The following is a 23805-nucleotide window of genomic DNA, read 5'->3' as shown; positions in this document are numbered from 1 at the left end:
CCCCGCCCCCCCCCCCCCGCCCCCCCCCCCACACCCGCCCCCCGCGTTTGCCGCCGGGGAGGGGGTGGGGGGGGGGGGGGTAGGCTCTTCGCTGGCTGACACAGCAATGGCTTCGCCGCCAACGCCGCTCCTACATTCTGGCTACCAACGCACGCCGCAACGCAAGGTTGTAGGTAGTCGCATAGACAGCAGTCACCGACAACGGCACCACGATCGTACGCAGTATCTCCGGTGTACCAGCCAGCCAATGGATGCTGCTGAGCAGACTCAACGAAGCAATGACAGCAACCAACGGCGGCACCCAATAGCCAGACCGACCCGGCAAGCGGGCCGACAGCGCCTCGATCATGCGTTTCAGGAACAAAGTGATCAGCGCCGACAACGTGCCCTGCACTAATCCCGCAATCAACGGCCGCGGCATCGGGTGCGCCAGATTGGCGAAGGTGGCCCAGCTACCCATGGCAATGAAGGCCACGGCCATATGCAAGGCACTATTGCGAGCTGCTGCGGCAGTAGTTGGCGACACGTGCGGGATCCTGTGGACGTAGCAGTACAACGATGCTGCAGCATGACGGATGCTGTAGCCATGGTTCAACTCGCCTGTACCGCACGAGTTGGAGGACCATCAGCACCAACCTGACAATGCCGGCCTGGCACCCTGATCAGCTGACAAGAGCCACAGCCAGATGGTGAACATCGCGGAGATGAGCCTCTTTCATCGCCATCCGTCATGCAAACTCAGCGGCACTGCAGCCGCCAGAAGCATCAACTTACTGCTCCAGACCAAGGAAAACCCGCATGCGCGCCAACTCTGCGTCCAACTCTTGGACAAAAGCAGCATCACGCGGAGCTCGCCCTTCAACGTACTGCAGTCCAGCATTCAAGACCCCGCCGGCAACCGACAGATTGCCCCAGCCAATCACCCGATCCTCCCACAGCAGCGGCAAAGCGTAGTAACCCAGCTTGCGCTTGGGCGCAGGTGTGTAAGCCTCGAACCGATAAGCCCAGCCCCAAAACAGCTCGAAACGGCGACGGTCCCATACCACCGGGTCGAACGGCGTCAGCAGCCGCACTTGTGCATCCGGCTTCCAGCGACGGCTTTCCACACGTTCGTCAGCTGGCCAAACCCAATCAACGCCATCCACCCGTGCACGCTGCAGGCGTTGCCGCGCGCGCAACAGCGCAGCCTTGCGCGCGTCTTTCCATTGCGGAACGCCATTGCCCAGATAGGCCACCAACTGACCGAGGCTGGCATCCGGCAGCGGCGCGTACTTGCCGACAATCAGGTCGATCAGCGCATCCATGCGCGCATCTATATCGCTCTTGTGAACTGGTGGTGCCGCATCGCGCGCCGCATAGACACGTGTACCACCATCGCGTCGCGCCACCCGCAACAGCCCGCGATAGTGCATACCATCGAGCAGCTGCGTGCTGGCGTTGGACGAGCCACCAAACCAATTGGTGGTCTTGCCATGTGCGAAATGCGCATCCACCTCACGTGGATGCACCGCGCCACGCTCGGCGATAAAGGCCTGCACCGCCTGCGCCTGCTTCCAACGTGCGGGCGTCCATTCCATCCGCGCTTGGCGTGGGTGCATCAGCGCATGATGCGCACGCGGCAGAAAGCCATAGTTGACGAAGAAATCCTCCTCCAATGGCAGCCGCGGATAGCGTCGCTCCAGGTCACCGGCCTGATAGCCAGCAACCCGATGTCGCAAGGTCAGATCCTGCGCACGCGCGGGCGCGCGGATCGGATCGGCCTGGACGAAGCCCAGCTTGTCGATCGCCCGCATCAAGGTGGCTGGCTTGAACAGTGAGCGGGCGACGGCGTAGCGGCGGAGTTGGTCGAGGGTCAGGGTCATGGGTGGATGATGCCAGCAACGGAACCGTCTGGAGACTACTGGAACACAGGGGTCAAGCAAATTTTACGATCCGCATAGCAACTCGTCCTGCAACTCCCCCCTGTCACCAGGACGACCCGCAAAGACGGAGGCTTGGTGTGCTTCTGCGAAAAGCGAAACGAGCCAGCTCACTTGATCGAACTCCTCGTTGATCAATGGTGCGTCCAACACAATCAGGGACATGTATTGGCCGCTCGAGGTTCATACTGAAGCGGCCACCGCTTAGTCATCGACGACTGAGGAGAACAGGCAATTCGACTACATCCCGAGGATAGGATCCCGATCAGCCCGTCGCAGAAAACAAGGCAAGTACTACGATAGCGTTGAAGAAGGCGTGCGCACCAATGCAGAGGATTATCGACCCAAACCGCACTCTGATTGCGTACAGGCAGACTGAAGCGACACCAAGCATCACAAACCGCGGAGTCCCGCTATCCCACAACTCCATTGCCCCATGCGAGATGACAAACAAGATGGTACCCACGATGCAGGCAGGCACCGCCCCACTGGCTCGCTGCACGAGATCAAAGACCAATCCCCTATACAGAAGCTCCTCAAGCACTGGCGCAATCAAGATCGCCGCCACCATCAAGGAGACTCGATCGGAGGGACTTAAGGATTGAACAACTGAATGACTTGCCTCAACCCCGACCACCCAGAAGATCAGCCACGTCAAGACCATACAGAGCGCTGTGGGTGCAACCAGCACGGCAAGCGCACGCCAGCCAAGGTTACTTATCAGCTTCAACTCTGACGATAGGCGCCAGCCGAAGAACCGCACCAGCAGAGTGATCAACACAGCTGCGATAACTACAGATGCCACGTAGAAGCCATAGCCACCGCTGACTGGCTTTATGCGAATGTTTCGATACACGTCCCCGGTCTTCAGGCCTTGCCGATGCAGATACTGCTTCGCATCGTTGATCTCGTCGGCGACAAAGCGACATCGAACCCAACCGACTCCGTCATTGAATGCTTGCGTTTCATCAGTACATCGAATGCCCTGATCATCATCCGTTTGGCTCCAATCGACTTCATTGAACTGCAAGGATTTCGGCAGGATGTCAAACGTGACATCCATGGAGTACGGGCCGGCTGCGGCAGACGACAAGGTGACTGCCAGTGCAACAAGTAGAACCGCGGCTGCCGCCAGCCATACCCGCAAAAAGAACGCGATCGCGCGCGAACAATACTTCCCTGTACGCAAAAGTGTTGAGCGCAATATCATGTTTGATCGGCCTATTGGTTCACATAAGCGGTCGCGCGAGCCGCGCTCGATGATCGAAACTCCCCAGCTCGTCAGAACCAGTCGTCGTCATAGGTCCAAACTGACCAGTAGTCACTTGCGCCAATCGGGTAGTAGCCGCCACGCCCATCACTGGCCCATATCCCACCGTAAGATCCTGAAGGACCTGGCACGGGCGTAGGCGCAGGCCTTGGTGCCGGAGGTTCCGGCAATCTATCGCACCGATAGGAAGCGTTGAATCCACAGAAACCAGTGTTCTCCATCACCGGAGTAGCACCTTGAGCCGCACAGGATCTTATCAGGCTGTGCTTTGTGATCTGGTCATTGATGTAGCAAACAACGCCCATGAAGATAGGCACCAATGCAAGCGAACCCGCCCCAACACCAACGGCCTGCTGAGCCTTGCCATTGGCGATCTGCATCTCTTCCGGTGTCAGCTTTTTCTGAATCATGTTGCCGTCGCTTACTGCAGTCACTGTTGATGTCGATGGATCGTACTCGACACTGTAGGACTTGCCGGTTCCATCAACCGATTCAACGATGAGATAGTCGTTTCTTGCCACGATTGAACCAGGAACAACCATGGTTGATGCAGGAAGTTCCATCATTGGATCTTCCTGGTTACGATTGGGCGGATCTCGCTCGGCGGCGTGACCAACGCACGTGATACCAGAAATAGCTATTGCAAGCAGTTTCCTTTGAGTAATCACTATTCTCTCCTTGATAACTTCCTATGCCGCATCGCCGCACGGCGGGCGACTATGCTCGTACTGAACCAGTAACCAGGCTACGAACTGTCGGGGCAATCCATTCCTGCGAACACCGAGGTTCCCCTCGTGTGCGATGCACACAATTGCTCCTGAATCCGCATATCTCGTTTCAGTACCCGTAGGAGGCACGCATCCAATGCAGAACGATCGATGCTTCGCCTTCATCGGACGAGCACAATAGAAAGGAAATCACTTCACGTGGTGCAGCAGTAGAACCCCGTGCAAATGATCGGGAATCCCGCCCTTGCACGCAATGCGCAATCCGTTCTCAACCAAAGCGATTCGCGTAGGGAGATGTCTTGAATATATGTAATGCCCGCTCAAGCCTGAAAATGGCTCGGCCCAACCCAGCGTCAGAATCCAACATTGATTCCACCGCCTCGGAGCCCACACCCTATTTCGTGGCTTCGCGTTTTTCGAGATCCGCGCTGCACTGCATCTCAACCGCATGTTGCACCCAATAGCCGATTTTCCGAGCCATCGCCTCCACACCATCAAGACGCGCATGCAGAAAGCTATTGACCGGCAGCAGCGCTCGCACATGCTCACTGATCGGAATGGACCAGTTTTCCGCAGCCGAATCATGCGCATTACCGGGTTCGCCCAAGCGCCAAGGCAGCATCAGCGCCTTCTGCGAATCCGAGTACAACACCTGCCGGCGCCCGTCGGCCCAGATCAACTGGATGACCGCGAAGGGGTAGTCATCGGTCCAGCTCATGCCGTTGCCGTACAGGTCGTCCACCAGTGCCAGCACCCCCATGTTCTTGACGTATTGGGCACCTACCAGGCGCTGCGCAGCCTTGCTGCAGCCGTTCGGCGGAAAGGTCTCCCAGTCTCCGCTCGGGATCAGCTGCCCGCGACGGTAGCGCGCGGCCACGCCGCGAACGCCACGCCCCCGATCCCAGGCAGGCTCCCGAACCGCTTCAACCAAGGCGGCTACCGCAGCGGCATCGACGTCACGCTGCACGCGCTTGCGACCGCCATTGCGGTCCTCGTAGCTGCCTTGCAAGGTGTAGTCCTGCCTGCCGGCCAGCCGCTCGAGCACGAAGCTCTCCTCGATCATGTCCCAGCCCATGTGCTGGTAGCTGATCAGGACGCGGACGGGTAGCTCCTCCCCTCGCGCAGCGGCGGTCGTCGGCAGGATCAGGCCAAGCAGCAGAAGCAGCACCGTCCCGGCTATCCAATGGCGACGCGGATGCCGCAAGGCTTCAGCGTGCCCCGGGCCTGTACGGCCGAGAAGCGAATGCGGAGAGCGGATGCGACGACATGCGAACAAGGCGCGAATGTCAGCTCGCCGAGCAAACGATGACCTGTGCAACGCAAGTACGAACCAGAGCCGCATGCCACTTTCCTTGATGTTTGGCCCGCGCCGATTATTCGGCATGGCCCAAGCGTGCCAGCAATCCGCCCCCGGCGCAGCCGGCTAATGCACCGTATCCAGCGCCGCGTTAATCCGACTCTGACCCCGGTTTTGCTCTACGCGGTTGCGGCCGGTGTGTTTGCCGCGGTAGAGGGCGGCGTCGGCTTGTTGCATGGCGTGCGCCAGGCCGGCTTCGCTGGTGAAGCTGTCGGAGACGCCGATGGTGACGGTGCAGCGCAGGCCTTCGTAGCGCGGGCCCTGCAGCATCACCGCCTGCTCGATGCTGCTGCGTACACGCTCGGCCACGCGCAGGGCCGAGGCTTCGTTGGCGCCCACGCAGATGGCGGCAAACTCTTCGCCGCCCAGCCGGCACAGCAGGTCGTCCTTGCGCACCGAAGCGCGCAAGGCCTCGGCAACGCCGCATAGCACCGCGTCGCCGGTCTGATGGCCGTAGTTGTCGTTGATGCGCTTGAAATGGTCGACGTCGATCAGCAGTAAGCGCGCAGTGGTACCCGGTCGCCGGAAGCAGGCATCCAGCGCCGTGCCCAGGCCACGGCGGTTGAGCAGTTGGGTAAGCGGATCGTGGGCAGCAATGCCGCGCAACCTGTCGGTCAGGCGGCGCAGCACCAGCCAGACGATCGATGGCGGCAGGATGGTCGCCAGCGAGCACATATAGACGTAGAAGATCATCGAGAACTGGCCGTCCATGCTCAGCGCCTCGAAACCACCTGACAGCAACTTGCTGAGCTTGATGACGTTCAGCACGCAGATACCGCTGATCAAACCGGCAAACAGCAGCACCTCACCGCGCAGGTCCCTGGCGAAGCTGCGCACGCCGTACAGCAGCACCGCCACCATGCCGACGAAGGACACCGCACAGGTACCGGCCAGCAGCACGTAGCGCGCCACCGGGCCGAGCGTCCAGTTCACCAGGATCTGCAGCAGGCTGTAGCCCACGGCCAGGTACAGCAAGGGCATCGCCAGCGGCGTGGAGCGGCCAAAGAACCGCGCCCCGCCCACGCAATACGCCAGCAGCGAGCACAGCGTGAGCGTGTGGTTGACCATGCTCAGCCAGCTCCAGCCCGGCGCACCTTCCATCAGCTGCAGCACATAGGCCCCGCCGAGCATCAGGTTGCCCACGCCGAACACGTCCATGCCCATCTTCTCGTCCTGCAGGCGACGACTGATGAGCAGGAACATCACGGTGAAGCTCAGCAGGTAAACGCAGAGCATGCCGACTAGGAGGGTGGCGATCATTGGGTGTTCGACAAAAAGGCAGGCGAAGGCGCGCTGGTCCACCCCATGTGGAACGACGGATGCCAAACAAGAACTCGCAACGCTGCCGCTGATCCCCCGGCACCGCGTTGTCCCCGCGCGTATCGTACCGAATTCGGCTGGGGTCACGGGGTTTGCGGGGGGCTGGAAGGGGTATGTAAACGGTTACGGAGGCTCTTACGTTGGCCGGGGGCAAAACCGGGGGCATGCCATGCCGTCCGCTCTCCGCGGAACGGTAGCAGAGCTAAATCCGGCGTTAACTTTGGTTTCTCATAACTAGATCCCTCATTCACATGTGACAGCCACCCGTCTGAACCGAGACTACCGAAGTGGTCAGCGGCCTGCCTGACCGAACGCCTACCAAGCTTCGTCAATCAATTGGCTCAGATAACAGAGCTGAATGGAAGGACTAAATGAGGTACTGTCGGTAGGGGAAGGGGAACCATCGCGCAACGCCGTGGTTGGCTCTGGATGTTTGCCAAGGACAAGGGGCGTCAAACAGGCATGTCGGATAGAGATAAGAAGCAAAAGGTCCTTCGGCCGAGCGCGGCTAGGCTCATGGAATCAATGCGTGACATTGGCTATTCCTTTGAGAGCGCGCTTGCCGACATAGTTGACAACAGCATTTCCGCAGGCTCGTCAAGAATCGAGATTATCAACGACGTCCATCCCGGGATGGGACCTTATCTCGCGATATTGGACGACGGGGGAGGCATGTCCCCGGAAGAGTTAACTCAAGCGATGCAGCATGGTAGTCGCAGCCCACGCGAGACCCGTGCCAATGGAGACCTAGGCAGATTTGGTCTTGGATTGAAAACAGCCTCCTTTTCGCAATGCCGCCGACTAATAGTCGTCTCTCGACAGGCTGACGAGGTAGCTGGACGATGCTGGGACCTTGATCTTGTGGTGGAGAAGGATGAGTGGATCCTGAGCCTCCTCGACCATGAAGAGATTGACAGGCTGCCTCTTGTAGACAAGATCGGCCGGTCGGGAACCCTTGTGCTGTGGCAGAAACTAGATCGCTTGGATGCCCTTGGAGGACAGCCCGAGCAAATCTACGCAGCACTCAACCAAATGTTTAGCAGCGCGCGTCCGCATCTAGCGTTGACGTTCCATCGTTTCATTGCCCCGGAACCAAATGAGTCTCCAAAACCGGTGGCAATGTTCATCAATGGAGCTGGAGTCGAGGCCGTCGATCCGTTCGCACGACATATGACTCCTCATTCCGACGCGCACGAGGTCGAGACCTTCCAAATGGGCAACGGGCAAATCGTCGTCCAAGGTTTCACGCTACCACACCACCAACGTCTCACGCCCGACCAGCAGAGAGCGCTCGAACTTGGCTCCAGCATGATCGAGACGCAAGGGCTGTATGTGTACAGAGCGCGGCGCCTTGTTTCCGCAGGAAGTTGGCTGGGCATGGCGCGCCGCGCCGAACTCACCAAGTTGCTTCGCGTGCGCGTAGATGTTCCCACTTCGCTTGATACGGAATGGAGCATTGACGTGCGAAAGTCACGGATGCGAATTCCATCCGCTACAAAAGCACGATTGCGCCCGCTCGTTGAAAAAATGACAGAGTCCGCGCGACGCCCCTATACCTACCGGGGAACTCGGCAGGCCGCTGCATCAGGAATACCTTTATGGGAGAGGATCGAGGAACGCGGGGCCGTCCGATACGAGATCCGCCGCGAGCACCCCCTGATCGCAGACCTCCAACGCTCCGCCGGATCTCGTGTAGACGTTGGCACCATTCTCTTGGCAATCGAGTCAACTCTACCGCTAGAGTCGCTTTTCTCGGATGTCGCCAGTTCCCCTCAAACAGTGCGCCAAGGCGAACTTGGCGACCAAGAACTAAAGCAACTCCTTGCTGTGTTCGTTGAGGCCATGGCCCCAGGAAAAGATTCATTACCCGCCACGATCGCCGAGACCATATTGGCAACGCCTATTTTTCTAGGCCATAAAAGAGCTCGAGCTGTGCTTTCCAGCTTGCGAAACATCGAAATTTGAGGCAAAACAAATGACGCATTTACAACTTCTGTCTCTCGCCCGTATAGCGATGGCCCAGCGAGCCGCGCAGACTTCAACGCAGATCATAGGAGTGGTGCGCGATCTAGCAGCCCTCCCGTTCCTAGACCCCATTCCTTCCGAAGAGCACGTGATCGATGCTGTCAAGCAGCTTGAACGCGAATTCGAGGTCGTATTGGGTCCGGCCCACACTATTCAGGCTCCTGGCCATAAACCTTGGCTCCGCGGCCGAGTGCACGAAATCAACTTTCGCTACTGGCAACGTTATCGCAGCCATCTCATTTCTGGAGGCATGCCGGAGCACGTAGTAAACGCTGTAGCTACTGTCACTGACACAATTATCGATCTGGCAGGGGACCCAACTACCGAAGGAAAGTGGTCGCGTCGAGGGCTGGTGGTTGGGCACGTGCAAAGTGGCAAGACTGCGAACTACTTGGGTGTGATAAATAAAGCCGCAGACGCAGGGTACCGCGTGGTAATTCTGATCGCAGGCGTGCACAACAATCTACGATCGCAAACCCAAGAGCGCGTAGACCAAGGCTTTGTTGGGCGCGATAGCGACCAGATCCTGAGTCGCCAAGCCAATGTTGACCGGGTGGGTGTCGGCCTCATCAATCCAGGCTTCACCGCGACCGCGTACACCAGCCGTACGCATGATTTCAGCCGTGCCAAAGCTGAGAGCTTAGGAAATCCGCTGCAGAACAACGCAGAGCCTGTAATTCTGGTCATAAAAAAAAATACGTCCATCCTGAACAATCTTATTGATTGGATTCGGGGAACAAGTGCTTCGCAAGGAGGACTGACGCTTCCGATGCTGGTGATCGACGACGAAGCCGACAACGCCTCGGTAGACACCTCTAAAAATCCTGATGCGCCCAGAACGATAAATCGACTTATCCGCGAGCTATTGAGCTTGTCGACGCGCAATGCATACATTGGATACACCGCAACTCCGTTCGCCAACATATTTATCGATCCTGACGGCGAAAATTCTGAACACGGCAAGGATCTGTTCCCGCGAGACTTCATCGTTGGGTTGGACGCGCCTTCGAACTATGTTGGAGCAGAGGAGTTTTTCCTTTCAGACAGGGCCAAGAGCCTCACGATTGATCTCAATGACACCGAGGATTGGTTACCCGTAAAGCACAAAATTGATTGGCCGGTGGAAGGGCTTCATTCAAGCCTTGTTGAAGCCATCGACTGTTTCGTTCTTTCCAAAGCGATTCGCACCTTACGTGGACAAGGAAATCGCCATCACTCCATGCTGGTTAACGTCTCTCGATTCACACGCGTGCAGGGTGCTGTAGCGAAGGCCATATCGCAACATCTGGTATTGATGCAAGCAGCGATCCAGAACCGCCATGCCATGCCAACCGAGGATGCCCTCAGAGATCCTGCACTGCGGTCTCTCCACAACACATGGAGAAAGTACTACCTCGATGGCGACGAGCGATGGGACGCCATTCAGTCCTGCTTGCATCGTGCTGCAGCGAGCATGTCCGTTGTACAGATCAATGCTTCAAAATCTTCTGGAAACCTTGACTATCGAGCCCACACTGAAACCGGGCTCAACGTGATAGCTGTTGGCGGAAACTCGCTTGCGCGCGGCTTTACACTTGAGGGGCTTACCGTTAGCTACTTCCTCCGCAACACTCAGATGTATGACACGCTAATGCAGATGGGCCGATGGTTCGGGTACCGAGATGGCTATAGGGATCTATGCCGACTATTTCTGCGTCCCGAGGCGAATGATTGGTACGGTTTTATCGCAAACGCGACAGAAGAGCTTCGCGATGAGATCCGGACCATGGAATATCACAATCTCACACCAATGCATTTCGGCCTAGCGGTGCGAAGCCATCCCGGCACACTATTAGTAACGGCTCGCGACAAAATGCGGAACACTGAGCAAATCGTCCGCAGCGTAGGACTGGCGGGAAAACTGGTTGAAACATCAGTTCTCATTGACTCAAAAACTCCCAGAGCACGCAACATCGACGCTGTAAAGGACCTGATCCATAGTGTGCTTGGCGATGGAATACAAGCGGAGCTAGTCAGTCCTGATAGCAAGCTGTCTAGCCGCCTTTTCCGCGGTGTAAAGACAGAGATGGTCCTCAATTTCATCTCCTCATTCCGAACACATCCAGGCCAACTTGAGATGCAGCCTGCGCCAATTGGTGACTATATTCGGAGCCGGGGATTCAGCGATTGGGATGTAGCGCTAATTTCCAATTCGCGGGCGAAGGATCTATCCACAGAAGTAGAGGACGTGCACAACCTTCCTATTGGCCTCCAAGAACGCCTGGTTGAGAAGCGAACTACCCCGAGGTTTGGAAGCGTATTGCTTGTTTCTGGAACGAAACGCCGAGTCGCCTCGCGAGGCGTAGAGCGCATTGGTCTTTCTGAGGATGAGTTGAACGCTGCGCATTCTATTCATGGCAGCTCGAGCAAGAACATTCCCGATCACCTGTACCGCGAGCAGCGAACCCGCCCCCTTCTGATGCTTCATCTTTTGAAAACAAAAACTAAAAATGAACTCGAAAATAAAGAGATCTTCGGAGATATCCATGCAGCTTACGGGCTTAGCTTCCCCGGCCAGAGCGGCGGTATACCAGATGTTTTGGTCCAGTACACCGCCAACCTGATTGCCTATCGGGAATTGTATGGCGTGATCGAGGACGAGCTCGATGAGGAGGAGACATCAGGAAATGGCTAATGATCCTTGGGCGAGTATTGAGCCATCACCACGCCACCTCGTAGGACTACGTATAGAACAGCCACATTTTCTAGATGTGTATTGGGCTTGGGCGAGCGATAACTCGCCTGGACTAATCCTGCGCGGCATCGACCCAAACGGTGTACCAGAGGGGCTTCCAAAGCCTCGCGGTGTTTCTATCGAGATTACGCATGGACCGGAGGGGTTGGAGGTGCGAATGTTCCTCCGCGAACCCGCTGATCGGGATGTGTTCCATACGCTTTGCATGGATGTTATTTCCTATTCCGGCGCTGCGACCTCAGCCTCAGCAGCGACAGCTGGGGTCTTCCGACGCTTGTCCCATTGGCATGCACTCATGTCTCGTGCGCGCACAACCGTACTGCCCCCCCACGAAATTCGTGGACTCTTTGGTGAACTCACCCTCCTAATAAAATTGGCTGAACGCAAAGGTTTCGACGCAGCCATCGCCTCCTGGGTGGCACCAGACGACCATCCTCAGGATTTTGCACTTGACACTCAACTTGTCGAGGTAAAGACGCGGTTAGCAGGGACTCGTCAACATGTCGAGATTTCGTCTCTAGAACAGCTTGAATCCGCCCACCTGCCGTTATCACTAATAGCCATCGAGTTGGCCCACTCTAACAGTGCCGACGCTCTTTCTTTAAATGGGATTTGTAGCCAAGTTGAGCTGATTGCACGGGAGCACGGCATAACGCAGGAGGATTCCTTTCAGGCAGCGCTTCTGAAACGCGGCTACATTAGGCACGAAGACTATGACACTGATACCTATGCGATATGCGGCATCAAGGCTTTCAATGTCAAAGAAGAATTCCCTCGACTCGTACGCGCTTACGTGGACCCAAGAATACCATTTGTCAATTACACGCTCGATTTATCTATGTTACGCGAGTTTGAGATAGCCACTGAAGCGGTATTGGCCTGAGATTTCGAACAAGGATAAGTAATGGACGAGGAAGTTACTCTATATCGAGAGACCCTAATTGGAGAGATTGGCTCAGGTGCCGCTGCGGGTGCAGGTTACACCAGTACACTTTTTGTGGATCGAGTCTGCTCGATTCTTGAACAGGCAGAAGAGTTCACGGAATTCAATGTTTGCAGGGTATCCGGCGACTCAAACCGCGGTTACCCCGTGCAGCTAGATGCCTACAGCTTCTCAGAAGCCGACGGTATCCTCAACTTGATCGTCTCGATCTACTCAGGAGAAGCCAATCCCGAGCCGCTCCGAACTGAAGAAGTCAAACGCACCGTTTCAGCTACCTACCGGTTTCTAGAAGGAAGCGTCCACGCATCGCTGGCAGACTCATGGGATGAAAGCCACAACGCGCATGCTGTATGCAGGGAGATATTCTCCTTCGCCACCAACGGCGAAATGAGCAAAGTGTGCATCTATCTAATTTCCGACCGACCCGTAGCTCCAAGTCTAGGCAAGATGCCGGAGTTGTCGCTGGGAGCAAAGGAGGTCGAGCTTCATCTCTGGGACATCGCGCGACTGGCGAGAGTCGAAGCCTCTGCCAAAGGCCGTGAAGACATCGTTATTGATTTCTTGGCTGAATACGGCGAGGGAATACCAGCGTTACCCGCCGGACCGGAGGGAGCTGCGAGCTATGACTCCTACATGTGCGTGATGCCGGGCAGCACTCTCGCCAGCCTCTATGATCGCTTCGGAGGACGCATTCTTGAGCAGAATGTCCGCGCGTTTCTAGGCGACAGCCGCAAAGTCAACAAGGGCATTCGTGAGACGCTACGCTCGCAGCCCGAAATGTTCTTTGCATTCAATAACGGCCTGACTGTCACGGTCGCAAGTCTGATTACAAACTTCCACGAGATGGGTCACACGGAAATCATCAAAGTGAGGGGCCTGCAGATCGTTAATGGCGGTCAAACGACCGCTTCGCTTTATTGGGCAAGAAAGGCGGGGATAGATTTGTCTGAAGTCAGAGTGCAGATGAAACTCTCCCGCCTACCGGAAGATGGCTTTGAGGACGCCGTCCACAACATCGCACGCTATGCAAATGCACAAAATGCCGTTTCTGCTTCTGACCTTTTCGCAGGCCACCCCTACTTCAAGCGCTTGGAGGGCGTTTCCCGACAAACTCTGGCCCCACCGAGCAGAGCTGGCGAGACACCCAGTTATTGGTATTTCGAGCGCACCACCGGCAGCTACAAAGTTGAATTAAAGCGATTGAGTGGGCTTGCCGCAAAGACATGGCAGTTACTGAACCCCAAGAAACAAGTACTGACAAAAACCGACGTCGCGCGCTACGACACGACTTTTGAGGGAACCCCTCATATGGTCAGCTCGGGTGCGCAAAAAAATATCGCAGCATTCGGCAAAATTGTAACGCAGTATTGGGCCGATGACCCAAGCACTTTTGACCAGACCTATTACCAGCGCTTGGTCGGTCGTGCGATTCTCACGCGTGCGGTTGATACAGCCATCCCTGCGCAAGATTGGTATCCTGGCTCCATTCTCAGACCTCTCACTACCTATACGCTTGCTTTAATGAGTAGTCGGATGCGCAACAAGCAGCTCCAGCCGGATTACGATGCTATCTGGAAGATCCAGAGGTCTCCGGATCAGTTCCTCAGAGAAGCAATGCGCGTCGCCAAGCAGCTATTGCCATTACTTCAAGAGATACCGGAGCAACAAGTTCGCAACAGGCTCATAACTGAATGGGTTAAGCGTGAAGCGTGTTGGAAGCGTGTTGAAGAAAGCGATATCCATTTATCCATCTCATTCGTTGAAACCTTGGTCCCGGAAACTCGGAGCGCGCGACGACACGAAGACTGGGGCACCAAAGCTAATTCTCTTTGGAACTCGGGCGCATGGAAACGGCTGGACGCCTGGAACAAGCAATCACAGATACTGACCGTCGGCGAAACGGATATCGTGAGCTGGGCAGCCATTACTTCGCAGTTCCGACCGCGCGGTCTTCGCTTGGCGAAGCTGAAGGAAGCTTGGGATCGCGCGGCAGCGCAGGGCTTCGTCTAGATGGCATGAGGGCGAAAGGCTGATGAGACTAAGGGAAACATGCCGGTTGGACCAACAAGGGTCCTGCTCCAGCCTGTGCGCAACTGACCTGTTGCCCTACATCGATCAGAAGTTCAGCAAGCCCGAAATTTCTGCATAAGCTGCCCACTGCCAGAGTCATGTCCAGGAATGCTTGATCTATTGAAATCGTCCCTTGGCCGTGCCATCCTGGCAAGTGCTAGGCGGCACAAAAGTGCCGCCATTTATATTTGTGAACAAAATCATGCAGATTCCCGTCGTCGACGTCTTCGCAGGCCCTGGTGGCCTTGGGGAGGGCTTCTCCGCATATAAAACACCGTCTAAATCAGCTCACCAGCCGTTCAAAATCGCTATTTCGGCCGAAATGGAAGCAAACGCGGCAAGAACGCTCCGTCTGAGAGCGTTCTTCCGTCAGTTCGAGCAAGGAAAGGCCCCGACGAGCTACTACAACTATGTTGGTGGGGAAGCGACCGCTCCTTGGACAAGCAAAACTGAAGCCCAATGGAAGGCGTCCGGCGAAGAAGCTCGCCAGCTAAAGCTTGGCGATCCCGAAAATGACGCAATCCTCCACGCCCGCATCAAACAAGTAGCTTCTAAAGGTGCGCCTTGGATTCTCATCGGCGGCCCACCCTGCCAAGCCTATTCTTTGGTCGGACGAGCGAGAAATCGCGGCGTAGCGGGTTATAAGGCCGAGGAGGATCATCGCCATTTTCTGTATAAGCACTATCTCAAGATACTCAAGGACCACAAGCCTTCAGTATTCGTGATGGAAAATGTCAAAGGCATTCTTTCGTCGAAGGTAGGAGGGGAACTGATGTTCCCGAAAATATTGGCCGATCTCCGCGCACCGGGCGGACGTAACGGACCAAAGTACCGAATTGTCCCGATGATGGTGGACGGTCAAGCCCCCCCCTTCGATGAGGAAGATGGGCGTCGTTATATCCTGCGCGCGGAAGAACTCGGCGTACCTCAAGCTCGTCATCGAGTGGTTTTGCTTGGTGTCCTTGAAGAAATAGACATTTCAAAGATTCGGCGGATCCAACCACTACAACATCCAGTTGACGTTGCCGAGGTAATCAAGGGACTCCCGAGATTACGTAGTGGCATCACTGACGTCGACTTCAATAGCTGGTCCAAGGAAGCCAAGGAGATCCTGAATTTCGCGGCGGATGTTTCGGAAGATGCTCTTGTCGAACGCACACTACGTAAGCAATCTGCATTAGTCGGGAAGACCGACTATGGATCAGGTGGGAAGCGCATGCCTTGGAAGACCGGCTGTGGAGATGTCCCACCTCATTTAAAAGAATGGCTTATTGACGATAAACTCGGATGGCTACTAAACCACGAGGTTCGAAACCACATGTGGATGGACCTTGTTCGATATGGCTACGCTTCGGCCTTCGCACTCGCGCATGATCGCTCTCCACGCGGCGCTACCGAATTCCCCGAGGCCATGCACCCAGATCATGCTAATTGGACAACTGGAAAGTTTGTCGACCGGTTCAAGGTTCAGAGGTGGATTGGCCCAAGTTCGACCATCACAAGCCATCTATCGAAAGACGGACATTACTTTATTCACCCAGATCCAACTCAGCTACGCAGCCTTTCAGTGAGGGAAGCGGCCAGGCTACAAACGTTTCCGGACAACTACTTTTTTGAAGGATCGCGCGGAGCGCAATTCCGACAGGTTGGGAACGCCGTGCCCCCGTGGATGGCTGTTCAGATTGCCGACGTGGTCTACTCCATCTTGGGCAGCTGAGACCCAGGAAGCTCCTTCCAGTTTTCGCTGGACAAAATGAAACCCTTCAAGCCATCGAGCGTGGCTTGGGGGGCAGCACGCAGCGCACATTCCCATACAACGGCAACCCGCCAGCCACTGCTCATCAGCTTCTCCTGCGTGGTGACGTCTCTAGCTCTGTTAGCAGTGAGCTTGGCCAACCAGAATTCAGGCCGAGTCGTAGGTGTTGTCGCAAAGCGGCATCCCAGATGCCGATGCCAGAAGCATCCATGCACAAAAATCACGCAATGATACTTCTTCAACACAATATCCGGTTTCCCGGAAAGCGCTCTATCGTGAAGACGATATCGGAATCCCTGCCGATGGAGAAAACGCCTGACTTGTAACTCGGGCTTGGTATTCGTTGCTTTGATGCCTCCCATCATCCGAGAGCGAACCGCAGCAGATACGATGTCTATCATAGAAGGAGGCCTTCCAAGCCCGGGAGAGAGCCTAGCCTACCGCGGCATGCCAGCATCCACAGAGTGAAGGCTCAATCTCGAGAGTTGATTGAACAGGCCGGCGAAGCACGCGTGCCCTCGTCAGCAACCACATGCGACATCAACAGCCAAATGGGGGACAATCGATTTCACGCAGTAATCGAAGCGGAGTTCCGCCTCAAGTTATCACGCGGAAAAAAGGCCAAGCTAGGAAGCAAAGACCAAAGACATAGCGCCCCAGCCAAGAAACCCGACTCTGCCGCCTGTTTTCCCTGACCTCTGGTTTTCCGCACTAGGGGCGGAAGATGATGACCCCAGACGTGGCCTATGCCGCAACATCAACCGTATGATCTGAGCAGAAAGCGGTGGGTCATTACACCGCTGTGCTACTCGATCTCAGGGGGGACGTCGACACATACGAAGCTTCCATGCCGCCGCACTTGGACCTCCAGACGTAGTAAGTCGCATTGGAAATTCCCATTTCACGGCATACATTATTGACCTGCCTCCCCGCCTCCCCTAGCTCAATGTCGCAGGAATCTGACTCTCGGTGAATCTTCTCTAGCGCATCTACGGCCTCCGGGGCTAATTTGCCCAGAGCACTCTAAGAATGCTTGGAGCAAGCTTACGAGCAGGCGACAGAAACTCAACCAATGCCAACCTTCCAACTTCACCCAATGTTCTCCGCACTATATTCTCTTGCCAATGCCCGCACCAATCCTAAACATCAACGCGCGCTCAGCGCCTGTGAAGTCATCCAGCCCCTGAATCTCATCCAACGTATCCTCTTCGATATCTCTTAGCAGGAAGTACTTGACAGTTGCATCTCCTTTCCTCGACCCGTCTATAACCACATATCTACGTAGGCAACAACCCTCCACATCTACGGCTATTGGACGTATATGATCCAAATACCTATCGAGATTTGGGTGAATGAACTCGTACCGAGAAGAATCGGAGACATCCTCGCCATCAACAAACAATTTCGAACCACATATAAAGTCGACGCGGTCCCTCTTTATTGTCATATTGCAGCGCTTGCACGCAATCGCTAGATTAACAGGACTAATTGCGAAACTTTTATACTTTGACTTAGGAAGGACATGTTCGATATCAACCGCGAGCGGATGATCCTGCACGAACGATTTAAGACAGTAACAACACCTATCCCCACTAAGGCATCTATAGAAATTTCTTATTTTAGATCGTACAGGCTGAAGGTAATCAGCACTCCAGTCCAGAATGCCATCATCCCATGCCGTTTTTATCAGCTCAAGCTCATCATCACTAAAGATCAACTCCAAGTATGTCACTGGTAACCACCAATCTTCGCAATAATTTCGGATACCGCACTTAGCGCTCGCTCTTGGCGCTCATCGACACCGGAATCTTCAATTTCACTCAGCAATCGCTGAGCCTGCATTGGATGAATTCTCCCCCGTTCTACGTCATCCATAAGCCCAACTAAAGCCCTGCTTAAATAGTTGCTCTTTGGCGTATACACGTGAAAAACTTCAGCCAATACTTCTTCAATATTTGAACTCGCGGAATCATAACTTTCGTTAAACATGTCCGAAAAGACAAGAACCTCCACATCAAAATCAAGATTATCGGCGGAAATAACCAAAAGCGGCGAATGGGTCGCAATAACCACATGCGCTTCCGAATACCCAATGGCAACCGAAAGCAACATTAGATAGTCCCTTTGCCATCGCGGGTGAAGGCTATTTTCCGGCTCATCAATAAGAATATAACGAGCCCCCCCCCACTTCTAACCGCCAAAAATGCGAGGGAAGTAATCAAAGAGAGCTCTCCGGAGCTTGCCTGATTAAGGTTAAAAATACTCCCACCCTTCCTGACAAAAATATTCACTCGACTTACAACGCCGAGTTTTATCAACTCTGTCTCCCAGAATACTACATCCGTAATATTCCTCTGCAAGGAGTGATCAAAATCAAATCCATCGAAGTCGATCCAATTTATTCTATAGTCGTCGGCAATTTTTAACGCAAGATTTGCTGCTGCGTAAAGATCATCTGGTGACCTTCGCCTTTTCTCCGCCAGCTGTGAAACAGTTTCACGATCAATCCGGCGCAAAGGTCGCTCTGGATTTAACGAGCCTTTGATTTCCACGCCCACTTCCGGCGCATACCCGCAGTACCTAAGTATTCTTGAGATCGCCCTGAGCGACATCTCGTCCTCCAGTTCCGCGTGGCATATCGCCCCCTTCATCACCGAAACTGGAGACGACGCCGCTAATCGCGGAGAAAGGAGCCTAGAACCAAGCGACAGCCCCTTAAATTTGTCATGAATGGAACCAGTGATAGCCAGTACTTGCCGCGAGCCATTCTGCGCGCGCCGAGCCACTTCGCGAAGAAGGGAGCTTTTTCCACTTCCATTTTCCCCTGCGACAATTGTTAACAGCTTACTTGGCATCCACCCTTCATTACGAATCGCCAAAAAATCAACTCGTTGCACATCCATGTATCACCACCCCTATGAAATTGGCTGCCGAAAATCGGCATACAGAAGCCTATATCTAAGCTAGTGCCTCCGCAAATCAACGCATTAAAAAAAGGGCGACCAATGGCCGCCCTCTCCCTCGTCAATTAATTGAAGAAATCAAACCCCAACAGGATTAGCCTTCTCCGGGTCAATCCCATACTGCTTGATAGCCCGGGCAACATCCTTAGCCGTCATCTTCCCATCCTTCGCAAGCGCCGCAATGGCCGCATGCGCGATGTAATAACGGTCAACCTCGAAGAAACGACGCAGGTTGGCACGCGTGTCCGAACGACCGAAGCCATCCGTGCCCAGTACCGAGTAGGTAGCCGGCACGAAAGCGCGGATCTGGTCGGTGTAGGCACGTACGTAGTCGGTTGCGGCGATGACCGGGCCCTGACGGCCTTCCAGCAGCTCGGTGACGTACGGCTTGCGCGGTTCGGCTTCCGGGTGCAGGCGGTTCCAGCGCTCGGCGTCGAAACCATCGCGACGCAGTTCGTTGAAGCTCGGGCAGCTCCAGATGTCGGCAGTGACGCCGAAATCCTTGTCCAGCAGTTCGGCCGCTGCAATGGCTTCGCGCAGGATGGTGCCGCTGCCCAGCAGCTGCACGCGCAGCTCGCCCTTCTTCGGCTTGCCTGCGTCGGTGAGCAGGTACATGCCCTTGATGATGCCTTCGGCTGCGCCTTCCGGCATGGCCGGGTGGGCGTAGTTCTCGTTCATCAGGGTGATGTAGTAGTACTCGTCGATCTGGTCTTCCATCATGGCCTTGGTGCCGTGCTGGAGGATGACGGTTACTTCGAAACCGAAGGTCGGGTCGTAGCTGCGCACGTTCGGGATACCGCCAGCAACGATGTGGCTGAAGCCATCTTCGTGCTGCAGGCCTTCGCCGTTCAGCGTGGTGCGGCCGGCGGTGCCGCCGAGCAGGAAGCCGCGGGTACGCATGTCCGCTGCCTGCCAGGCGATGTCGCCGATGCGCTGGAAGCCGAACATCGAGTAGTAGATGTAGAACGGCAGCATCGGCACGTTGCTGACCGAGTAGCTGGTACCGGCCGCCATCCACGAGGACATGGCACCCGGCTCGCTGATGCCCTGCTGCAGCACCTGGCCGCTCTGGTCTTCGCGGTAGTACATGAGCTGGTCGGCGTCGACCGGCTTGTACTTCTGGCCGTACGGGGCGTAGATGCCGATCTGGCGGAACAGGCCTTCCATACCGAAGGTACGCGCTTCGTCGGCGACGATCGGCACCAGGCGCGGGCCCAGCTCCTTGTCACGCAGACTGATGTTCAGCGTCTGCACGAAGGCCATGGTGGTGGAATAGGTACGCTCGCCGGATTCCTTGAGCAGGCGCTCGTAGGTTTCCAGCTTCGGTGCGATGAAGGACTTGTCGGCCTTCTGGCGACGCTGCGGCAGGTAGCCGCCCAGCGAAGCGCGACGCTCCTGCAGGTACTTCACTTCCGGCGAATCCGGGCCCGGGTGGTAGAACGGCACCTGGCCGTCCTTGAGCTGCTCGTCGGTAACCGGGATGTTGAAGCGGTCGCGGAAATGGCGGACCGACTCGTCGTCCAGCTTCTTGGTCTGGTGGGTGGGGTTGAGCGCTTCGCCAGCGCTGCCCATGCCGTAGCCCTTGACCGTCTTGGCCAGGATCACGGTCGGCATGCCCTTGGTGTTCACGGCCTGGTGGTAGGCGGCGTACACCTTGTGCGGGTCGTGGCCGCCACGGTTCAGGCGCCAGATGTCGTCGTCGGACAGACCGGCAACCATCGCTGCGGTTTCCGGGTACTTGCCGAAGAAATGCTCGCGCGTATACGCGCCGCCGAAGGCCTTGCAGTTCTGGTATTCGCCGTCGACGGTTTCCATCATCAGCTTCTTCAGGACGCCATTGGTGTCCTTGGCCAGCAGGGCATCCCAGTATCCGCCCCACAGCAGCTTGATCACGTTCCAGCCGCCGCCACGGAACACGCCTTCCAGTTCCTGGATGATCTTGCCGTTGCCGCGAACCGGGCCATCAAGGCGCTGCAGGTTGCAGTTGACGACGAAGATCAGGTTGTCCAGGCCTTCGCGGCCGGCCAGGGCGATCGCGCCCAGGGTTTCCGGCTCGTCCGACTCGCCGTCGCCGATGAAGCACCACACCTTGCGGTCGCTCTTCTCGATCAGGCCGCGGTTTTCCAGGTAACGCAGGAACTGCGCCTGGTAGATGGCGGCCAGCGGGCCCAGGCCCATCGACACGGTCGGGGTCTGCCAGTAATCCGGCATCAGCCACGGGTGCGGGTACGACGACAGACCGCCGCCGTCCACTTCCATGCGGAACTTGTCCAGCTGCTGCTCGCTGATGCGGCCTTCCAGGTAGGAACGCGCATAGATACCCGGGGCGCTGTGGCCCTGGATGAACAGCAGGTCGCCCGGATGGTTGTCGCTGGGCGCGCGCCAGAAGTGGTTGAAGCCCACGTCATAGAGCGTGGCGCCCGATGCGAACGAGGCGATGTGGCCGCCCAGGTCGCCCGGCTTGCGGTTGGCGCGCACGACGGTGGCCATCGCGTTCCAACGGATGATGGAGCGGATGCGCCATTCCAGTTCCGCATTGCCGGGGCTCTTGGCTTCCAGCTGCGGCTCGATGGTGTTGACGTATTCGGTGGTGGGGGAGAACGGCAGGAACGCGCCCGAGCGACGGGTCAGTTCAACCATGCCTTCCAGCAACTGATGTGCGCGCTCGGGGCCCTCGACATCGATAACGGCCTTCAACGACTCGATCCACTCCTGGGTTTCCAGGGGATTCGTGTCGTTATCAAGCATCTCGTTCAACCAGTTCATTAGCGCTCCCAGTTACTGCACGCACGCGCGCGCTTGTCATTATTTTGAGCCGTAAAGTGTAGCGCACCCGGTACCTTGCCAAGCTGGCTACGCATGCGTATGGAGCAGCAAAAGCCAGTGTCTGCAAGACAGTTCGCGACAGTTCTCATGCGCCCACGAGGACAGCCGGAGACAGCTTCCGCACCCCTGCCAACATCCTTAATGGCACTAAACACGGGGCGAAATTGCCATCTGCCGGGGTCAGCCCGATGACAGCCGGGCCAGCGAACGGCCCCGCCATCCACCAGCAATGCCCACCTTGCTGGTCTGCACCGTCCCATGGGAGGCGCTGCCATTTGCGCCGGAAGAGTTTTCGATATATCGTTTTGCGCAAATTCGATATATCGAAAACCCTGATGACCAGCCCGGAACCCCGCCGCTCCCCCACCCCGCGCCCCTTGGGCCGTGGCGATCTGCGCCTGTTGCTGCTGTCCCTGATCGGCGAGCAGCCGCGCCACGGCTACGAGCTGATCCAGCAGATCAGCGAGATGTTCGTACGCATCTACACGCCCAGCGCCGGCTCGGTGTATCCGCTGCTGGCCGACTTCGAGAAGCAGCGCTGGGTAAGCGCCGAGGAAGAGGGTGGGCGCAAGCGTTACCACATCACCAGCCTGGGCCAGGCCCAGCTCAAGCTGCGCGCCGAGGACGTGGAAACCGCACGCATGCGTGCCCGCCACAACTCGCGCGTCATCGCCAGGGAAAGCCTGCCGGCGCCGCTGCGCGATGCCATGCACCAGTTCACCCACTCGCTGATGCTGCGTAAAGGCGATTGGCAGGACGCCGATGTCGCGCGCATCGCCAGCTTGATTGCAGAGGCGACCGCGCTGGTACAGCAGCAGTCGCAGGAAAACTGATTCGCACCACCGTTATTCACAACGACCCAGCCAGAGCGATCCAGCCACGGTCTCCCGGCCTTGCCGACACTGACCCCAGGTACCCCCATGTCACAGCATGAAACCCAATTGATCCGCATGACCCCGCGTTTCCGCCAGCTGCAGGTAGTGCACACGGAACGCCTGACCCCGAACATGCAGCGCATTGTTGTAGGCGGCGATGCGCTGGAAGGTTTTGACAGCCGCTCACCGGATGACCACGTGAAGCTGTTCTTCGCCAATGCCGAAGGCGCGTTTGTATTGCCGGAACTCACCGAACAGGGCCCGCGCTATCCGGAAGGCAAGCAGCCGTCACCGGCACGCGATTACACACCGCGCTTCTACGATGCCGATGCTGGTGAGCTGGTGTTGGATTTCGTGCTGCATGGTGATGGCCCGGCTACGAGCTGGGCAGCCAACGCCAAGGTTGGCGACGCGTTGGTGGTTGCCGGCCCGCGTGGCTCGCATGTGGTGGCCGATGACTTCGACTGCTATGTGCTGATTGGTGATGAAACGGCGTTGCCGGCGATTGCGCGGCGCCTGGAGGAGCTGCCGGAAGGTGCTGTGGCCGAGGTGTTCATCGAGATCCCGGAAGAAGGTGACCGGCAGCCGCTGGAGAGCGCGGCGCAGGTGACTGTGTCGTGGTTCGAGCGCAATGGCTTTGATGCGGCCAGCAGCACCTTGCTGGAGGATGCGCTGGTGGATTTCGAGCAGCCTGATGGTGATACGCATTACTGGATTGCCACCGAGTCCAAGCGTGCGCGCATGATGCGCAAGTTTGTGGAAGGGCATTTGCAGGTACCGAAGGAGTGGATTCGCGCGACCGGGTATTGGAAGGCGGATCCGAACGAGGTGGAGTGATTGCTTTGCCCCTCCCCTTCTCCCTTCGGGAGAAGGGGCCCGGAGGGCGGATGAGGGTGCGGGCGCAGCTGTAGTGGGGGGGGGGGGCCGGGGGGGGGGGGGGCCCGGGGGGGCGCCCGGCGCCGCCGGGGGGGGGGCGGGGGCGGGCGGCGGGGGGGGGGGGGGGGGGGGCGCGGGGGGGG

The 23805-nt window shown here is 56.9% G+C and carries 17 protein-coding genes and 1 pseudogene; 7 read left to right on the top strand and 11 right to left on the bottom strand.

Annotated elements, in window-relative coordinates; all coding sequences use genetic code 11:
• Positions 1-130: 130 nt before the first annotated feature.
• The 6 genes from ACVOMF_RS16080 to ACVOMF_RS16055 form a co-directional block, all read right to left on the bottom strand.
• Positions 131-526, bottom strand: a complete 396-nt coding sequence (locus ACVOMF_RS16080; RefSeq protein WP_481510161.1) for a hypothetical protein — start codon at positions 524-526, stop codon at positions 131-133.
• A 244-nt stretch (positions 527-770) separates the two neighbouring features.
• Positions 771-1862, bottom strand: coding sequence for a DNA glycosylase AlkZ-like family protein (locus tag ACVOMF_RS16075; protein ID WP_481510160.1), 1092 nt, complete (start codon positions 1860-1862; stop codon positions 771-773).
• A gap of 322 nt (positions 1863-2184) precedes the next feature.
• Positions 2185-3129, bottom strand: coding sequence for a CPBP family intramembrane glutamic endopeptidase (locus ACVOMF_RS16070; RefSeq protein ID WP_481510159.1), 945 nt, complete (start codon positions 3127-3129; stop codon positions 2185-2187).
• Between the two features lie 71 nt (positions 3130-3200).
• Positions 3201-3755 (bottom strand): hypothetical protein, encoded by a 555-nt coding sequence (locus ACVOMF_RS16065; protein WP_481510158.1) that lies wholly within the window; start codon positions 3753-3755, stop codon positions 3201-3203.
• 556 nt (positions 3756-4311) lie between these two features.
• Positions 4312-5085 carry a hypothetical protein gene (locus tag ACVOMF_RS16060; protein WP_481510157.1) on the bottom strand — a complete coding sequence of 258 codons (774 nt, stop codon included), beginning with the start codon at positions 5083-5085 and terminating at the stop codon, positions 4312-4314.
• 255 nt (positions 5086-5340) lie between these two features.
• The gene (locus ACVOMF_RS16055; protein WP_481510156.1) at positions 5341-6534 is read right to left on the bottom strand and encodes a GGDEF domain-containing protein; all 1194 of its coding nucleotides are present in this window, start codon (positions 6532-6534) and stop codon (positions 5341-5343) included.
• A 489-nt stretch (positions 6535-7023) separates the two neighbouring features.
• On the opposite strand from ACVOMF_RS16055, the gene ACVOMF_RS16050 reads away from it, so the two are divergent.
• From ACVOMF_RS16050 to ACVOMF_RS16030, 5 genes are all read left to right on the top strand, one after another.
• On the top strand, positions 7024-8559 hold the full coding sequence (locus tag ACVOMF_RS16050; protein ID WP_481510155.1) for an ATP-binding protein: 1536 nt from the start codon (positions 7024-7026) through the stop codon (positions 8557-8559).
• Positions 8560-8707: 148 nt separating this feature from the next.
• Positions 8708-11293: a Z1 domain-containing protein gene (locus ACVOMF_RS16045; RefSeq protein ID WP_481510154.1), complete on the top strand. Its 2586-nt coding sequence runs from the start codon at positions 8708-8710 to the stop codon at positions 11291-11293.
• Positions 11286-12236 (top strand): PD-(D/E)XK motif protein, encoded by a 951-nt coding sequence (locus ACVOMF_RS16040; RefSeq protein ID WP_481510153.1) that lies wholly within the window; start codon positions 11286-11288, stop codon positions 12234-12236. Before ACVOMF_RS16045 ends, ACVOMF_RS16040 begins: the two co-directional genes overlap by 8 nt.
• A 21-nt stretch (positions 12237-12257) precedes the next feature.
• Positions 12258-14306 carry an AIPR family protein gene (locus ACVOMF_RS16035; protein WP_481510152.1) on the top strand — a complete coding sequence of 683 codons (2049 nt, stop codon included), beginning with the start codon at positions 12258-12260 and terminating at the stop codon, positions 14304-14306.
• Between the two features lie 262 nt (positions 14307-14568).
• Positions 14569-16083 carry a DNA cytosine methyltransferase gene (locus ACVOMF_RS16030; protein ID WP_481510151.1) on the top strand — a complete coding sequence of 505 codons (1515 nt, stop codon included), beginning with the start codon at positions 14569-14571 and terminating at the stop codon, positions 16081-16083.
• Here ACVOMF_RS16030 and ACVOMF_RS16025 read toward each other — a convergent pair.
• The 5 genes and pseudogenes from ACVOMF_RS16025 to aceE form a co-directional block, all read right to left on the bottom strand.
• Complete coding sequence (locus ACVOMF_RS16025) at positions 16062-16484, bottom strand: very short patch repair endonuclease (protein ID WP_481510162.1); 423 nt, start codon at positions 16482-16484, stop codon at positions 16062-16064. The two genes, ACVOMF_RS16030 and ACVOMF_RS16025, sit on opposite strands and share 22 nt — an antisense overlap.
• Positions 16485-16953: 469 nt before the next feature.
• A pseudogene (locus ACVOMF_RS16020) lies at positions 16954-17081 on the bottom strand (transposase); the annotation flags it as partial.
• A gap of 769 nt (positions 17082-17850) precedes the next feature.
• A complete protein-coding gene (locus tag ACVOMF_RS16015) occupies positions 17851-18234 on the bottom strand; it encodes a hypothetical protein (RefSeq protein ID WP_481510150.1) in 384 nt (127 codons plus the stop codon).
• Positions 18234-19025: a GTP-binding protein gene (locus tag ACVOMF_RS16010; RefSeq protein ID WP_481510149.1), complete on the bottom strand. Its 792-nt coding sequence runs from the start codon at positions 19023-19025 to the stop codon at positions 18234-18236. The genes ACVOMF_RS16015 and ACVOMF_RS16010 overlap by 1 nt, the downstream gene beginning before the upstream one ends.
• A gap of 138 nt (positions 19026-19163) precedes the next feature.
• Positions 19164-21851 carry a pyruvate dehydrogenase (acetyl-transferring), homodimeric type gene (gene aceE / locus ACVOMF_RS16005; RefSeq protein WP_481510148.1) on the bottom strand — a complete coding sequence of 896 codons (2688 nt, stop codon included), beginning with the start codon at positions 21849-21851 and terminating at the stop codon, positions 19164-19166.
• Between the two features lie 395 nt (positions 21852-22246).
• Here aceE and ACVOMF_RS16000 point away from each other — a divergent pair, with 395 nt between their 5' ends.
• Positions 22247-22744 (top strand): PadR family transcriptional regulator, encoded by a 498-nt coding sequence (locus ACVOMF_RS16000; protein WP_481510147.1) that lies wholly within the window; start codon positions 22247-22249, stop codon positions 22742-22744.
• 87 nt (positions 22745-22831) lie between these two features.
• Positions 22832-23623, top strand: a complete 792-nt coding sequence (locus tag ACVOMF_RS15995; protein ID WP_481510146.1) for a siderophore-interacting protein — start codon at positions 22832-22834, stop codon at positions 23621-23623.
• Positions 23624-23805: the final 182 nt, after the last annotated feature.

This window comes from Stenotrophomonas sp. STEN022 (assembly GCF_056760155.1).
Note: the sequence above shows the minus strand (reverse complement) of the source record. Positions and strands in the feature narration are given on the sequence as shown.